The organism is Vreelandella sp. V005, from assembly GCF_052645115.1.
On record NZ_JBQXYA010000001.1, the window covers coordinates 926448 to 942896 of the forward strand.

The window sequence follows — 16449 nt, forward strand, 5'->3', positions numbered from 1 at the left end:
CCATTAAAGGTAAAAAGGTTTACAGATGACCATGCATTACGAACAGCTTCTTCATGAGCAGCGTCACGACTGGACGCTAGAAGAGATCAACGCGCTTTTTGCGCTGCCGTTCAATGATTTGCTGTTTCAAGCTCAGCAGGTTCACCGTGCCCACTTTGATGCTAACGCGGTGCAGGTCTCTACCCTGCTATCGATCAAAACCGGCGCCTGCCCGGAAGACTGCAAATACTGCCCCCAATCCGGCCACTACAATACCCAGCTTGAAAAAGAGAAGCTGCTGGAAATTGAGAAGGTGGTCGAACAGGCCAAGGCAGCGAAACAAGCCGGCGCCAGCCGTTTTTGCATGGGTGCCGCCTGGCGCAGCCCCCGTGATAAAGACTTGCTGTTAGTCGAAGAGATGGTTCGTCAGGTGAAAGCGGTAGGCCTGGAAACTTGTATGACGCTGGGGATGGTCGACGGCGAACAGGCCAGACGATTGGCCACGGCAGGGCTCGATTACTACAACCACAACCTGGATACCTCGCCGGAGTTCTACGGCGAGATCATCACCACCCGCACCTACAGCGACCGCTTGGAGACACTCTCCAATGTGCGCGACGCGGGCATGAAGGTCTGCTCCGGCGGCATTCTCGGCATGGGCGAAGATGCCAAAGATCGTAGCGCCTTGTTGCAACAGCTGGCCAAGCTCTCACCGCACCCTGAATCCGTGCCGATCAATATGCTGGTGAAAGTGCCCGGCACACCACTGGAAAATGTCGAAGATTTAGATCCCATCGAGTTCATACGCGCCATTGCGGTCGCCCGCATCATGATGCCGCAAAGCCATGTACGGCTCTCAGCTGGCCGTGAGCAGATGAGCGAATCAACCCAGGCGCTGGCGTTTCTGGCAGGCGCCAACTCAATCTTCTACGGCGACAAACTACTGACCACCGGCAACCCTCAAGTGGATCGCGACCGTGCGCTATTTGCCAAGCTGGGCCTGCACCCTGAGAAGCGCGAGACCTGCGAAAGCGAGGATACCCAAGCGGCACGCCTTGCCCAACAGGCACAGCAGCAGGTGCACGCCGAACGCGTCGCCGAGCTGGCGGTAGACGCCAGTGTCTGAAGCGTGGCGAGAGCGGCTAGCCGATGCCTGCGCTGATCGCCAGCAGGCGCAACGCTGGCGAACCCGCCAAGTTGTGGCAAGTGACGCTTCCGGTTCGTCTCTCGACTTTGCCGGTAACGACTACCTGGGTCTCGCCCAGGACCCTCGCGTCTTTGAAGCCCAGGCGGAAGGCGCTCGCCGGTACGGGGCGGGCGCCGGCGCCTCGCATTTGGTTAGCGGCCACCTGGAGGTTCACGACGCCCTGGAAGAAGCGTTAGCGCGCTGGACAGGCCGCGAACGTGCGCTGCTATTTTCTACCGGCTATATGGCCAATCTTGGCGTGCTACAAGCGCTAGCCGACCGCCATACCGCTATTTTCCAAGACCGCCTCAACCACGCATCGCTAATTGATGGCGCCGCGTTAAGCGGTGCCCGCTCGCGACGCTTTCATCACCACGATGCCATTGATCTGGAAAGCCTGCTGGCGCGCAGTGAGTCCCCGCATAAGCTCGTGGTCAGCGATGGCGTTTTCAGTATGGATGGCGATATCGCCGACATTGCCACGCTGGTCGAAGTCAGTCAGCAGCACAGCGCCTGGCTGATGATTGATGATGCCCACGGCGTAGGCGTACTAGGCGACAATGGCAGCGGATGTGTGGGCAGCACCTGGAGTAGCGCGGACGTGCCGGTTCTTGTCGGCACGTTAGGAAAAGCATTAGGCACCGCTGGGGCGTTTGTGGCCGGGGATAGCGCGTTAATCGAACACTTGATTCAGTTTTCGCGCAGTTATGTGTACACCACCGCCCAACCCCCGGCCATTGCTGCGGCCACCCTCAAATCGCTGTCGATCGTTCAGGAGGAGCCCGAACACCGCGCTCAGCTAAACGCCAATATCGCTTACTTTCGACGCGAGGCGCTGCATTTGGAGCTACCTCTTAGCGATTCGGCTACCCCCATTCAGCCGCTGATCCTGGGAGAGGAAGCGCGCACCCTAAGCTGGGCGTTACAGCTCCAGCACAAGGGTATACAGGCGGGGGCGATTAGACCGCCAACGGTGCCCAAGGGTGAATCCCGTCTGCGTGTGACTTTAAGCGCTCGCCATCAGCACGACGATATTGACCAGCTATTAACCGCGCTCCACCACTGCCAGCATCAAGAGGCGTTATGCAGCCCCTGCACTTAATACTGCTCTCCGGCTGGGGAGTCGACCAGCGTATTTGGCAGCCGCTTGAGGCGCTCTGGCCCACCAGCCTAACGGTCCAGGCGGTAGAGTGGCCCGGCTACGGCGACACTTACCCGCTTGCGGCCAACGCGTCGCTGGAAGAGTTGGCAGATGCTATGGCCGAGCCGCTAGCAAGCGACGCGGTCTGGGTCGGCTGGTCAATGGGCGGACTACTGGCGACGGCGCTACTGGCGTATCTTCCCCCACCCCGGGGTTTGATCCTGCTCGGTGCAGGGGATGCGTTTTGTAGTAAAGACGAGGTCAGTGCTAAAGGGGGTGTCACTAGCGCCGAGCTGAGCGCCTTCCAACGCGCCTGCCAGCGCGACCCCACCGCGACGTGGCAACACTTCTTGCGCTGGCAAGCACAAGGAGAGTCCAGCCCTCGGCAGGCTTACCGGCAACTGCGTGATTGGCTGGGCGATATGCCGCCTGCCGATAACACCACCCTAGCGACGGGCCTGCACTGGCTAGCATCGATTGATAATCGCTCACGCTTAGCAGCGCCGCCTTGCCCGGTTGTGCGTTTTATTGGCGAACATGATCCATTAATCGCCCCTCCCCAACGCAGCAATAGCGTAATTCTAAACGGTGTCGGCCACTGCCCGATGCTCTCACAGCCCCAGGCACTTGCCACTGCGATTATTCGTCATACCACTTTGATGGCTAACGCCAACACGGCAATTTTATGAGTGATTTAACGCTGAGCAGCGAAACTAACTGGCAGGCCCGTGTCGCCCACGCCTTCTCCCGGGCCGCTCCCCGCTACGATGCACTCGCCACGGCCCAGCGCCAGATAGGTCAACGGCTTTGGGATGCGCTACCACCGGTTGCTCGCCACGTGCTGGATATAGGCTGTGGCACCGGCTACTGGACACAGCGATTGGCGAAACGTTACCCATGCGCTCAGATCACCGGGTTAGATTTAGCGCCCGGCATGCTGGAACAGGCGCGAAAGCGCTACGGTGACAGCATCGAGTGGCAGCATGGCGACGCTGCTGCCCAACCATTCGATGAGTGTTTTTTCGATCTGGTGTTTTCCAATTTGGCGGTGCAGTGGTGCTCCGAGATTGGCGCGGTGATGGATGAGCTTTACCGAATTCTCACGCCCAGCGGGCAGGCGCATATGACGACGCTGCTGCCAGGCACGCTGAGGGAGATCGCTTTTGCCTGGCAGCGCCCCGAGGCGCTGCTACAAACGCCTGATCGCGCCAGCGTCGCCAGAGCCATCGGCGAAAGCGGCTTAACCATCACCCGGCAGACGACTACCGTTGAGCGCTTCTATTACCCTGACTTGAAGGCGGTAATGGCGTCTATCAAAGGTGTCGGCGCTCAGATTGCCCGGCCACAAGCCAGCCTTAGTCGAAATGACATCGCCGCCGCACAAGCGCGCTTTGAACAACTCCGCCAGCCGGAAGGCCTACCCGTGAGCTACCACTGCTTAACGCTGCAATTGGAAAAATCGCTATGAACGTCTGGTTTGTGACTGGCACCGATACCGATGCGGGGAAAACATTGGTGACTAGCGGCTTGCTATATGCCGCCCGCCAACAGCAGTTGAGCACGCTGGGCTTAAAACCCATCGCCTCGGGCAGCCAAGCGACGCATGAAGGCCTGCACAATAGCGATGCCCTCGCCCTTCAGCATCAAAGCGTGCCGCTGGTCGGCTACGCCACGGTGAATCCCATCGCCTTTGCCCCCGCCATCGCGCCGCACCTAGCTGCAATAGAGGCGGGACAGCGGCTTGAGGTTAGCGCTGTTACTCACTGGCTGAGTGAAACGATCAAACAAACAGCCAGAGACGTCACCCTGATTGAAGGCGCCGGTGGCTGGCGCGTACCGTTAAACGAGCAGGAAGATTTCTCCGACCTGGCGATAGCGCTTGAGCTGCCGGCAATTCTGGTGGTTGGCTTAAAACTAGGCTGCTTAAACCATGCCCGCTTAACGGCAGAAGCCATTCGCGCCGACGGCTTGGTAGTAGCAGGATGGGTTGGCAGCGTGGTAGACCCCGCCTTTGCGGCTGACACAGACCGCTTTGAGGCCAATATTGCCCATTTGAACGCCAAGCTGGCGGCCCCCTGTTTAGGCATCATCCCCCATCTTGATGCCCCCGACGCCGAGAATGCCGCCCCCTATCTCTCCCTGGAGCCGTTATGAAAACGCCAGTTTGGCACCCTTATGCTCACCTAAAAACCCAGACGCCCGCGCCCAAGGTGGTGGGCGGTGACGGCGCTCACTTTGTGCTCGAGAGCGGCGAGCGTCTGCTGGATGCCACCTGCTCCTGGTGGTGCATGATTCACGGCTACGGCCATCCGCGTTTGGTGGCTGCCATTCGCGAACAGTCGGGCGAGCTGTGTCATGTCATGCTCGGCGGCTTGACGCATGAGCCCGCCGACCGGTTGGCCCGTGAACTGGTACGTATCACCCCCACCGGACTGAACCACGTTTTCTATTCGGACAGTGGCTCGGTGGGCATGGAAGTGGCAATGAAAATGGCCCTTCAGTACCAGGTACTCACCGGCCACCCCGGTAAGCGAAAGATGCTCTCACTGATGAAGGCTTACCACGGCGACACCACCGGCTGCATGGCGGTGTGCGATCCCGCAGAAGGCATGCACAGCCTGTTCGCCAGCTTATTGCCACAGCACCATTTTGCCCCGGCCCCCACTGCCCCATTCAATGCTACCACTGAGCAGGTCGAGCACGATCTTAGCGCCTTGCGTAGCGTGCTTGAGCGACACCATGATGAGATCGCCGCGCTGCTGATGGAGCCCCTGTTACAAGCAGCAGGCGGGCTCAATATGACCTCACCTGGCTATGTTACTGGCGCCAGGGAACTGTGCGATGAGTTTGGGGTGCTGCTGATTTTTGATGAGGTAGCCACCGGCTTTGGCCGCACCGGCAAACTGTTTGCTGCCGACCACGCGGATGTCACGCCAGATATCATGGTGCTCTCCAAAGGCTTGACCGGCGGCTATTTGGGCCATGCGGCAACGCTCGCCACGGATCGCGTCCATAACGCCTTTATCGGCGACACGCCTCAACACGCCTTTATGCACGGGCCTACCTTTATGGGCAACCCGCTGGCCTGTCGCGTGGCGTTGGAAAGCCTGCATGTCTTCGAGGAGGATAACTATCTGGGCAAGATTGCCACGCTCAGCCAGCAGTTGCAGCGTGAGCTACTCGAAGACCAAGTACTTAATGCACACCCGGCCGTGGCCGACATTCGCGTGCTCGGCGCCACCGCCGTGATCGAAGCGCACTCCGCTGAAGCGTTAGAGGGTATAGGCGACTTCGCTCGCGAGCGCGGCGTTTGGCTGCGCCCCATCGGGCGCTGGCTCTATACCATGCCCGCCTACATCACCTCGACAGCAGAAATCACTCAAATTACCAGCGTCATGAAAGCGTGGTTTTTTGAGTCATCTTAATCTCAGGAAAGCAGCAAATTACCCTGCTGCTTCCAGCGATTGACCAGCGCCGGAACGCCCTCACCGGCGGTGGTATTAATGGCCAACACGCCGGGCGGGCTAAGCATATCCGCTTCCGGGTCGACCAGTGCGCAGGGGGTATCGTAGTCAATGTAGGATAACAGTGATGCCGCAGGCATGACGGCCAGCGACGTTCCGACGACCAGCAGAAAGTCCGCCTGACTCACCAGTTCGCAGGCTTCCGCAAATAGCGGCACCGCCTCGCCAAACCAGACCACATCGGGTCGCAGTTGGCTGCCCTTATCGCACACATTGCCCAGCTCGATACCGCCTTTGGGAAGCGGGTAGCGCATGCGTTCATCGACCGATGAGCGCGCTTTTAAAATTTCGCCATGCAAGTGCAGCACATGGCGCGAGCCTGCCCGCTCGTGCAAGTCGTCAATATTCTGGGTAATGATACTGACGCCGAAGCCATTTTGCTCAAGAGCAGCCAACGCCTTGTGCGCGGCATTGGGCTTGGCACGCCGTATCTGCTCACGGCGCTGGTTGTAAAAATCCAGTACTTGCTGGGGATTTCGTTTCCACCCCTGGGGCGTGGCCACCTCTTCGACCGGGTGGTTCTCCCACAAGCCGTCGCTGGCACGAAAGGTTTTAATACCACTTTCGGCACTAATTCCGGAACCGGTAAACACCACCAAATGGGGGTTTGCTGCCATGGTTACCTCATCGTCACTGGTTGGCGACCTAAATAAAAATCTAATAGACCAGCTGTCCTATCTTACCGACGAAACGCTGCTTATTCCGGTAAGGGTAAACATCAATGACGCGACCATCCACTATGGCCTGCTGCAGCGCTAACCAGTAACCGGGGTCAAATAGCTCTGGATGCTGCTCTATAAACAGGCGGCGCAGCACCGGGTTAGCGAACATAAAGGGGCCGAACTCCTCAGGGAAAATATCGTTTTGTCCGATGGATAGCGTATCGCCCCCCTGATAATCGTTGCCGACAGCTTTGGGTAGTTGCCGAAAACGGCATTCGGTGAGGTAGCAGACCTCATCGTAGTCGTAGAAGATCACGCGGCCATGGCGGGTAACACCGAAATTCTTCAACAGCATATCGCCAGGAAAGATATTCGCCGCAGCCATCTGCTTGATGGCGTTGCCGTAATCCTTCAGCACCATCGCTTTTTCTTGGTCGCTGCACTGTTCTAGGTAAATATTCAGCGGCGTCATCATACGTTCGGTATAGCAGTGCTTGATAATGACTTTGTCGTCTTTCAACACAACGGTTGAGGGCGCCACTTCCAGTAAGTGCTCCAGGCACTCCGGCGCAAAATGATCCTGGCGGACAATAAAATTGGAGAACTCCTGAGTATCGGCCATGCGCCCTACTCGGTCATGGCGTTTTACTAGCCGATACTTTTCGCGTACCACGGCGTGGGTCACATCTTTGGCCGGGTCGAATTTATCTTTGATGATTTTAAATACGGTGCGAAAGCTGGGTAACACGAACACCGCCATTACCATACCGCGCACGCCTGGGGCGATAATAAATTGATCCTCGCGCTTGGCGACCTGACGATTCAGTGCTCGGAAAAACTCGGTTTTACCATGTTTGAAGAAGCCGATGGCAGCGTAAAGCTCGCCCTCAGGTTTGTGCGGCATCAGCTGCTGCAGGTAATCGACAAACTCCCTGGGTACCGCCACCTCCACCTGGAAATAGGCGCGGGTGAAAGAGAAGATAATCGACACCTCGTCGGTTTCGATCAGTACCGTATCCAGGTGTAGGCAGGGGTCGCCTCCCTGCTGCTCGCCAAATCCCTCGCCATGGAGTACCGGCAGCACCAGCGGTACTTGCTCGCCGCCGCCCAGGATTCGCCCGACCAAATAGGCGCCTTTATTGCGATAAAAGACGCTATTCAGTAACTCGATTTCAGCATCACCGGCGTTCAACATCGCGGCGGGTAAGTGCTGCTGTAAAAAAGTGGCGCCGAGATGGGTATCTTGGTCTATTGCCGCAAAACGGTTTTCGAAGGGCGCATCAATAAGCGCCCATTTGAGCGCCGCCTGCCAGTCGCCATCCACCTGTTTGCGACGGCAGAGATCAATTCCCGAGCGATGGGCAGCATCCTCCCGTGAGCTATACACGAACATCCAGTCGTTGCGGATATGGCGATGATGGAAAATAGCGCAGAACAGCGAGTTAAAAAAAGTCTCGGCCAGCTCGTAATCAAGCCGATGGCTAATCAGCTCGGCGTAGTGGTGACGCGCTTCGCGCCAACTCTCGCAGTGTGAGACGAGGTCGGGGTCGAAGGTGCGCTTTAAGCGCCCAAGCGTAACGTCGATTTTCTCCTTGTAGAGATTGATTCGTTCGGCGGAGGCTTGCTGCGCATCGCGCCAAGCGGCATCGCGGAAGCGGCGGCTGGCATCGGCGGTAATCTCCTTAAAGCGCGCTCTGTATTCATCAAAACCGTGCAAAATAGTCGTGGCTAAGCGGTACGCTGGAGAGTGTTTCAAGGGCCAAACTCCTGATCATTTTTACCAGCTTCGCGTAACGGAAAACTACATGCGAGACGACCTTGGTGGGTAGCCCACGCTAATTAACGCACGTTCTCAATACGCTCGACGCGTAAACAGAAAGGCCCAGCAGTGCGGTCAGCAATCAAGAAGCCGAGCTGGTGAATGTCACTTGGTGTTATAGCGGGGGCATCATCTAGAACGGTGCCTCGCCGCACTGCTTCAAAAGCATCCCATGAAAAGTGCAGCGTCTCCCAGGCATCTTGTGAAGGGGTAAACTTCACTCGGTACGCTGAGGCATTGCCAAGGGAGGTGCTTTTAAGGCGCAGTTGATAGGTACGCCCACCGCCCCGCACCGTCAACGCGATGCCCTGGGCATCCGCTAGGGTGGGCTCAAAACCGTTAGGGTCCCGGCGAACGGAGGCAAAGCCACCACCGTTTTCCAGCGACATCTCGCCATGAAAGTGGCCTTCGTTGTCAGTAACGCTAAACGTGCTCTGTGAAACACCGCCCATTACGCCATCATCCACCGCGTACCAGCGCTGCTGCTCGTTTGGGCTATCAAATGTCAACGACATGACGACTCCTTATCATTAGCCAAAAAAGCCTCTTTGCCGCTGGGCAAAGAGGCTTGTTCAGCCTAGGCGATTAGCCTCGCAAATTACAGCTTCGCTGTCGTGACCGCTGGGTCTGAACCACTATCATTCAGCTCTTCCGGTGACGCCACCACCAGCGCAAACTCCTCCTCGGCGGTTTTCGCGACAAGGTGATGCTTACTGTAGAGGAAGAAGTAGGCAGCGCCCACAACGAACAGCACGATGGTGTAGTTGAAGGCACGTGGGTCGAAGGCATATACCCCAGTTAGCGCGACCAGGGAAAGCACCAGCGCAATCCCTGAGGTGACGACACCGCCAGGGGTTTTATACGGGCGCGGCAGGTCGGGCTGCTTTACCCGCAGGAGAATATGGCTGAGCGCCATAAGCGCGTAAGAGATCGTCGCCCCCACCACGGCCATCCCCAGCATCAGATCGCCTTCACCGCTCAACGACACCAGAAAGCCAAACACGCCGGGCACGATAGGGCACTTTACGGCCGCTGGTTAGCGACAGCGGTTTGGGTAAATACCCTGCACGGGAGAGCGCAAACACTAAGCGGCTGTAGCCATAAATAATCGAGAAGAAGGAGGCGATCAGCCCCGCCAGGCCCAGTACGTTCACCACGGTTGCCAGGGTCGGATTGCCCGCTGCGTTCAACGCATCCACCAGCGGCACGCCGCTTTGACCGATCATCTCGGCGCCCGCGGCGCCGGCCAGCAGCACCACGACCAGCAGCGCGGTGAAGAGCAGGAACAGCATCGCGCCGATAATGCCTTTGGGCATGTCCCGGGCGGGGTCTTTGGCTTCTTCCGCCGCCAGCGGTACGCCTTCCACCGCCAGAAATAGCCACATGCCAAACGGCAGCGCCGCCCAAACGCCGTACCAGCCAAACGGCATAAAGGTGCTCGCCCCCGCCGCATCGGTGGCGGCAATATCGAACAGGTTAGCGGCATCAAAATCACCGATCAGCGCGACCGCGGTGGCGAGAATAGCGAACACCGCCAAGCCACTAATCACCATCATGACTTTTAGCGCTTCCCCTACCCCCGCTAAGTGAATGCCGATAAATAGCGCGTAGAAAATGAGATAGACCAGCGGGCCATTGATACCCAGCAACGACTCAACGGCGGCGCCAATGAAAATTACAATGGCCGCCGGTGCCAGGGCATACTCGATCAAAACCGCCAGCCCGGTTAAGTAACCACCGGCAGGCCCCATGGCCTGGCGGGCAAAGCTGTAGCCGCCGCCCGCGGCGGGAATCGCTGCCGACATTTCGGCAAGCGACAGCACCAGTGCCAAATACATCAACGCCATTAAACAGGCCGCTATCGCAAAGCCACCCCAACCCGCTTCTGCAATACCAAAGTTCCAGCCGGCGAAGTCACCGGAAATAACGTAGGAAACCCCAAGCCCCGCCAGCAGTATCCAGCCCGCGGTGCCTTTGCGCAGCTGACGTTTCGCCAGATACGCCTGATCAATCGATGGTTGTGTCATCGTTTTGCCCTTTCAGTGTGGAACGAAATCGTCGTCAGCGGCGTGCTGTTGTTTATCAACGTTGTTCCATGTTGTTGTGTATGTGTTGTTATTGGGGTGCTGGTCTTGGATGTGTACGTTTGTTAATCAGCAACCAGAAAGTTTCGCGTCGAGCTTGCGGCGCCTGATGCCGAGTCACCTTCCAGCACATCGTCTTCGCTGCGGTCTTTTAATTTAACCCCCGACAATTTGAGCTGACGGGCCTCTTTTAACAGCAGAAAGAAGCGTCTTGCCGCTTCCTCGACCTGCAAGCCAGCCGGGCGAACATTGGAAATGCAGTTGCGTCGGTCGTCTCTTAGTCCCGGCTCAGGCGCCCAGGTCATGTAAAGCCCCAGGCTGTCCGGCGAACTAAGCCCGGGTCGTTCACCAATCATCACCAGCACGGCGTCAGCATTGAGCAGTGCGCCGATTTCATCGCCAATGGCCACCCGCCCTTGCTCGACGATCGTTAACGGCGCTAGCTGCCAATCAGCGGCATCGCTATCAAACGTTTGGTAAAGCGCGCGAAGAAACGGGGCGCTATTTTGCTGCACGGCCAGCGCCGAAAGCCCATCGACCACCACGACCGCCAAATCAAAGCGCTGCTGAGACGCAGCCGCTTGCTGCAGGTGCTCACGGGTCTCATCGTTAAGGCGACGCCCATAGTCGGGCCTTTGCAAGTACATGGCGCGCTCTTGAGCTTGACTGTGCAGGCGCAGCGGCGCTTCAGATAAATCCAGGGTTTGGGTCAGCTCGTTGGAGAGCGCTTCCACGTCTAACGGGCAGTGGACCGCATCCTGTGCCTGGGCGTGTGCTAGTTGAAACGCCAGCAGCTTACTGGTTGGCAGGCTGATGCCCGCACGCCCCAAGCCAATGCGCGCATCGGTAAAGGCATTCAACCGCTCCCAGGCGTTTTCCACCACGATGGGGGATGACGGATCATGTGCCATGGCGCGGCTCCTTGGGCAGGTGACGCAGGCTGTTGGCGAAGGCGGCCGGGAGCTGGTCGTTTAACCGATGTGTGCTGACATCCTGGAAGATCTGCATCTCTTCGAGCCAGCGCTCAAATTCCGGCGCGGCCTTCAGCCCCAGCACCCGCCGCGCATACAAAGCGTCATGGAAAGAGGTGGTCTGGTAATTGAGCATGATGTCGTCAGAACCAGGAATGCCCATGATGAAGTTGCAGCCTGCCACGCCGAGCAGCGTGAGCAGGTTATCCATATCATTTTGATCCGCCTCGGCGTGGTTGGTGTAGCAGACATCACAACCCATGGGCACGCCTAACAGCTTGCCGCAGAAGTGGTCTTCAAGGCCCGCACGGGTGATCTCTTTGCCGTCGAATAGGTACTCGGGGCCGATAAAGCCCACCACGGTATTGACCAGCAGTGGATTGAACTTACGCGCTACCGCGTAAGCGCGGGCTTCGCAGGTTTGCTGATCGAGCCCGTGATGGGCGTCGGCGGAGAGCGAGCTGCCCTGCCCCGTTTCGAAATACATGACGTTGCGGCCCACAGTGCCACGATTGAGCGACTGCGCCGCCGCTTCGGCCTCGGCGAGGGTGCTCAAATCAAAGCCGAAACTGCGATTAGTGGCTTCAGTACCGCCGATCGACTGAAAGACCAGATCGACCGGGGCGCCCTGCTCGATCGCTTCCAAGGTATTGGTGACATGAGTGAGCACGCAAGATTGGGTGGGTATTTGATACTTCTGAATCACCTCATCCATTAGGCGCATCAGCTTGACGCTCTGGGCGACGTTATCGGTGGCGGGATTGATGCCAATCACCGCATCGCCGCTGCCATAGAGCAAACCGTCGAGAATGCTTGCGGCAATGCCGGTCACATCGTCCGTCGGGTGATTGGGCTGGAGTCGAGTAGAGAGACGCCCCGGCAGACCAATTGTGTTGCGAAAAGCGGTAGTGACCCGGCACTTTTTAGCCACCAGAATTAAGTCCTGATTGCGCATCAGCTTGCTAACAGCAGCGGCCATTTCGGGGGTAATCCCCGCTTTCACCTCCGTTAGTACGTTACTACTCGCGTGATCGGAAAGTAGCCAGTTACGAAAGTCCCCGACCGTCAGATGGCGAAGCGGGGCAAAAGCATCGGCATCATGATCATCGATAATGAGCCGGGTGATCTCATCATCCTCGTAAGGAATTAACGCCTCGTTCAAAAAAATCGTCAGCGGAAGTTCGGCCAACACCATTTGCGCGATCACGCGCTCTTCGGCGCTCTCTGCCATCACGCCAGCCAAACGGTCGCCGGAACGCGGCGGTGTGGCTTTGGCCATCAACTCCGCCAGGCTTGCAAAGCGGTAGTGGCGGCCCCCCACCGTAGTTTGATAGGTCTGCGCCATAGAGCGTTCCTTTTTATCATGACGGCTTTACATCGCGCTGACTGCGCGTTGAGGTACAAAACTTGCTTGTTTCCACCATAGCGCTATCACTAGAGAGGGAGTATCGAGTTTTGGCAAACTCGCCGACATTCCTTTTAATCTAATAAACACAATTGCTTAATGCATTTACCAAGTGTTTTTTAATGCCGCTAACACCCTGGGGAGAGCTTTATGACCACGCTCGACAGCACATTTGCACCAAAAAGATGCATTCAGGAAGCATTTGATGCCGATGAGCATGCACAAAACTTAACCCGGTGGCAGCAGGAGTACGACCAGCTCAGCCCAGGCAGCTTCTACGGGCGGCTGGATGAAGTGGCGTTAGAAACCATGCAGGTGTTCAAAGAACATACAGGCCAAGCGCTGCGACAGCAGTGCAAAGTGTGGCCAGAATCGCTATGGATCGGCATTCCCGCCAACCAGCAAGGTTCGCGCATCAATGGGCAAACGCTCACCGATGGCGAGGTAATGTGCCGCCCTGGCGGGTGTGATTTTGAACTGGTGACGCCGGAAAAATTCGATATTTATGGTCTGGTGATCCAGTTGCCTGCGTTGTCAGCGGCAGCCGAGCGACAGGGGATTCGCTTAGATACACATTGGCACTTAATGCCGCGTCGGCAAGCAGCTCGCGATACCCTGCGCTCTGTATCGTTTCTCATTGAGCGCCTGCTCAACAGCCAGACATTGGCAATTGCCAGCCATATTCACCAAGACATACTGCTCATGGCGCTTCTGACGTTATTACAGCGGGAGCAGCCCAGCACCGAGCTGCCGCCTAGCTACGCCCATCGTAAGGAAGTCGTTGACCGCGTTAAGCGCTATGTAGATGAGCATTTGGACGGGCCAGTGACGATGGAGGAGCTCTGCCAACTGACCCACGTTAGCCGCCGAACACTGCAGTACAGCTTTACAGCCATTTTAGGCATTAGCCCGCTACAGTTTTTACGACTGACCAGGCTGAACCGCGTGCGCCGAGCACTGCGTGCGGCATCGCCCGAGCAGTCGGTCACAGGAATTGCCACTTATTGGGGATTTTGGCATTTGGGGCAGTTTGCCCACGATTATAAACAGCAGTTCGGTGAGTGCCCGTCGCATACACTGAATGCGAAAACGTTATGAGCCAGTGGTCATAGCGCTCGTACAAGCCAGCCTCTCAGCCGGCTTGTTTGAACGCGAGCGTCGTTAAATAAAACAGCAAGCTTAGTTGAACGTAGGCAGGTGCTTGGATTCGCGCCCTGGAATGCCTAACTCAAACCAGCTTCGATGCGCCCTGCTGTCGCCCCATACACGGTAATGCAGTTGCGACATCATCACTGGGTCATCCAGAAAATCCAACCGCTCCAATCGGCCCATCCCCGCAGGCCCTACCGATACAGCGCGAGCAACCCGTTCTTCTCGACGCTGACGAATTGGCGCGACCTCGTTATGCCGTGATGTTCCTAAAGCTGTTGCCAACGCGTTAGGCACGGGGTCTACCACCACTTGGGCAAAAGAGGGGGTCGACATTCCTGTGTTCATACGGGTAAGTAAGCTCACCATGCGCCGTAGCACCCGAGGCGGTTGGGTTTCTTCAGGAATCCGAAACAGCCGGTGTTGAAAGCTGATTTGTCCTAGCGAAACACGGCTCGATAGTGCCGACACCGGAATTGAGAGCATTAACGCGACGACGATAGGCGAAAGCCACCAAAGGAAGGTAGGTTCCATTGCGTACACGCCCGCTGCCCACACAGCCCCTAGTAGGGTTTGGCTCCAATGGGTACGGATGGCATCTCCCCACGTCGTGTCGCTATTTTCCCGGGATGGTGAGCGCCATTGAACCGCCCAGCCCATCAATGACGTCAGCACAAATCGAGTGTGAAACAGCATTCTCACTGGCGCTAATAGCATGGAGAAAAGCGACTCAAGCACCATGCTCATCAATACCTTGAGCGGACCGCCGAAGTGACGGCTGCCCTTTATCCACACCAGCAATACGCTCAGCAACTTAGGCAAGAACAGCAGTAATGCCGTCACGCCAAACAAGCCCACCGCCAAGGTTGGATTCCATTGCGGCCAAACAGGAAACAGCATCCCCGGCTCAGGAAAGTAATCGGGCGTGCTAAAGGTATGCACGGCTAAAAGAGCCGTAGAAAGGACTAAGAAAAGTAACCATAGCGGGGCTGAAAGATAGGACATTAAACCGGTCAGGAAGACGGCACGGTGAACGGGGTGTATGCCTTGTGAGAAAAACAGCCGGAAGTTCATCAAATTTCCGTGACACCAGCGCCGGTCACGGTTGAGCTCATCCAGCAAATTAGGTGGCATTTCTTCATAGCTGCCTTCCAAATTATAGGCAATCCACACCCCCCACCCCGCGCGCCGCATCAGCGCGGCTTCGACAAAGTCATGGGATAATATCTCACCGGACATAGAGCCTTTACCGGGCAGCGGCGCGAGTATGCAGTGCTGCATAAACGGGGCCAGACGGATGATCGCGTTATGTCCCCAGTAGTGCGACTCGCCCAACTGCCAAAAATGGAGCCCGGCGGTAAACAGCGGCCCGTAAACCCGCGTCGCAAACTGCTGCATGCGTGCGTATAGATTGAGACGCCCCGAAGCGCGTGGCGCGGTTTGGATAATCCCGACCCTGGCGTGCACCTCCATCATTTGCACCAGCCGAGTCAGGCACTGCCCGCTCATGACGCTATCGGCATCCAGCACTACCATGTAGCGATAGAGTGCACCCCAACGGCGGCAAAAATCGTCAAGGTTACCGCTCTTGCGTTTGACGCGGCGCTGTCGACGACGATAAAAAACCTGCCCAAAAGCCTCCAGATCACGGCACATCACCAGCCAGGCATAGGTCTCCTGAATGGCAATATCCGGATCGGACGTATCGCTCAGAATAAAAATATCAAAATGCCGGTCATTACCTGTGCTGCGCAGTGATTCCAGCGTGGCGCGCACCCCGGCAAACACTCTGGCCACGTCTTCGTTACAGATAGGCACCAACAGCGCTGTGCGGGCCTCATCAACAATCGGCTCATCGCCCACTTCGCTATCGATGGCGTAGCGGTCATGGCTGCGTAATAGCTGGAAAAACCCCATTAAAGCCGTCCAAAACCCGGCGGATACCCAGGCGAACAGCAGTACAAACAGCGATAGGATAGTGATTTCAAGCCACTGTAGGCCTTGGCCGGGAAGGACCGTACGCATCTGGTTGGCAGCGATAATACTTTGGCCAAAAATCAGCACCAATAAAACCCAACGGCGCCTTCTGGCCACCCACTTCCAGGACGCGGAGGGAGACTCTCTTGTGCGTCGACGAAAATCACCGTTCGCCCAACGCTTGAAACGTCGACCAATATTCACAAATGGGTTGGTCGACCACTGCTGGGGGGCCAACGGCGTTCGTTGCATGGGGGGCGCTGTGCGCAGGCTCGTAATGCCGGTGGTATCCGTTGATAATACCTCTGGCGGCGCTAAAGGAGGCTCTGCATAGGCAAGCGCCAAGCGTCGACCCACTGACAGTGCGGCAGGATCAGTATTGTCTTCACTGTCTGTTTCGTTATCCCCACCCAATGCAGCATGCAGCGAAGCGATGTCATGTTGATCAAGATCACCCACCAGTAACTGGTAACGCTCCTTACGATCCTGGGTCTCCAACGCCAACCGCTCTAAATAAAAATCCGTTGACGTTGTCTTTGTTGAAGTCATTAC

At 57.1% G+C, this 16449-nt stretch carries 13 protein-coding genes and 1 pseudogene; 7 read left to right on the plus strand and 7 right to left on the minus strand.

Going from position 1 to position 16449, the window contains the following annotated elements; all coding sequences use genetic code 11:
• Positions 1-25: 25 nt before the first annotated feature.
• From bioB to bioA, 6 genes are read left to right on the plus strand one after another with little or no spacing between them, the layout of a single operon-like run.
• Complete coding sequence (gene bioB, locus ACUN8H_RS04255) at positions 26-1105, plus strand: biotin synthase BioB (protein ID WP_445530902.1); 1080 nt, start codon at positions 26-28, stop codon at positions 1103-1105.
• On the plus strand, positions 1098-2267 hold the full coding sequence (bioF, locus tag ACUN8H_RS04260; RefSeq protein WP_445530903.1) for an 8-amino-7-oxononanoate synthase: 1170 nt from the start codon (positions 1098-1100) through the stop codon (positions 2265-2267). The genes bioB and bioF overlap by 8 nt, the downstream gene beginning before the upstream one ends.
• Positions 2249-2995 (plus strand): alpha/beta fold hydrolase, encoded by a 747-nt coding sequence (locus tag ACUN8H_RS04265; protein ID WP_445530904.1) that lies wholly within the window; start codon positions 2249-2251, stop codon positions 2993-2995. Before bioF ends, ACUN8H_RS04265 begins: the two co-directional genes overlap by 19 nt.
• Positions 2992-3774 carry a methyltransferase domain-containing protein gene (locus tag ACUN8H_RS04270; protein WP_445530905.1) on the plus strand — a complete coding sequence of 261 codons (783 nt, stop codon included), beginning with the start codon at positions 2992-2994 and terminating at the stop codon, positions 3772-3774. The genes ACUN8H_RS04265 and ACUN8H_RS04270 overlap by 4 nt, the downstream gene beginning before the upstream one ends.
• Positions 3771-4460, plus strand: coding sequence for a dethiobiotin synthase (gene bioD, locus ACUN8H_RS04275; RefSeq protein WP_445530906.1), 690 nt, complete (start codon positions 3771-3773; stop codon positions 4458-4460). The genes ACUN8H_RS04270 and bioD overlap by 4 nt, the downstream gene beginning before the upstream one ends.
• Positions 4457-5731 (plus strand): adenosylmethionine--8-amino-7-oxononanoate transaminase, encoded by a 1275-nt coding sequence (bioA, locus tag ACUN8H_RS04280; RefSeq protein ID WP_445530907.1) that lies wholly within the window; start codon positions 4457-4459, stop codon positions 5729-5731. The genes bioD and bioA overlap by 4 nt, the downstream gene beginning before the upstream one ends.
• 2 nt (positions 5732-5733) lie before the next feature.
• Here the strand turns inward: bioA and ACUN8H_RS04285 are convergent, their stop codons facing one another.
• From ACUN8H_RS04285 to ACUN8H_RS04310, 6 genes and pseudogenes are all read right to left on the minus strand, one after another.
• Complete coding sequence (locus ACUN8H_RS04285) at positions 5734-6447, minus strand: SIR2 family NAD-dependent protein deacylase (protein WP_445530908.1); 714 nt, start codon at positions 6445-6447, stop codon at positions 5734-5736.
• A 40-nt stretch (positions 6448-6487) separates the two neighbouring features.
• Complete coding sequence (gene aceK, locus ACUN8H_RS04290; protein ID WP_445530909.1) at positions 6488-8248, minus strand: bifunctional isocitrate dehydrogenase kinase/phosphatase; 1761 nt, start codon at positions 8246-8248, stop codon at positions 6488-6490.
• Positions 8249-8331: 83 nt separating this feature from the next.
• Positions 8332-8826 (minus strand): CIA30 family protein, encoded by a 495-nt coding sequence (locus tag ACUN8H_RS04295; RefSeq protein ID WP_445530910.1) that lies wholly within the window; start codon positions 8824-8826, stop codon positions 8332-8334.
• An 83-nt stretch (positions 8827-8909) separates the two neighbouring features.
• Positions 8910-10338, minus strand: a pseudogene (eat, locus tag ACUN8H_RS04300) (ethanolamine permease).
• A gap of 122 nt (positions 10339-10460) precedes the next feature.
• Positions 10461-11306 (minus strand): ethanolamine ammonia-lyase subunit EutC, encoded by an 846-nt coding sequence (eutC, locus tag ACUN8H_RS04305; protein ID WP_445530911.1) that lies wholly within the window; start codon positions 11304-11306, stop codon positions 10461-10463.
• On the minus strand, positions 11296-12711 hold the full coding sequence (locus tag ACUN8H_RS04310; RefSeq protein ID WP_445530912.1) for an ethanolamine ammonia-lyase subunit EutB: 1416 nt from the start codon (positions 12709-12711) through the stop codon (positions 11296-11298). The genes eutC and ACUN8H_RS04310 overlap by 11 nt, the downstream gene beginning before the upstream one ends.
• Before the next feature lie 210 nt (positions 12712-12921).
• On the opposite strand from ACUN8H_RS04310, the gene ACUN8H_RS04315 reads away from it, so the two are divergent.
• Entirely contained in the window at positions 12922-13869 is a 948-nt protein-coding gene (locus tag ACUN8H_RS04315; RefSeq protein WP_445530913.1) for a helix-turn-helix domain-containing protein, read from the plus strand.
• A gap of 81 nt (positions 13870-13950) precedes the next feature.
• Here the strand turns inward: ACUN8H_RS04315 and mdoH are convergent, their stop codons facing one another.
• The gene (gene mdoH / locus ACUN8H_RS04320; protein WP_445530914.1) at positions 13951-16446 is read right to left on the minus strand and encodes a glucans biosynthesis glucosyltransferase MdoH; all 2496 of its coding nucleotides are present in this window, start codon (positions 16444-16446) and stop codon (positions 13951-13953) included.
• Between the last annotated feature and the right edge of the window lie 3 nt (positions 16447-16449).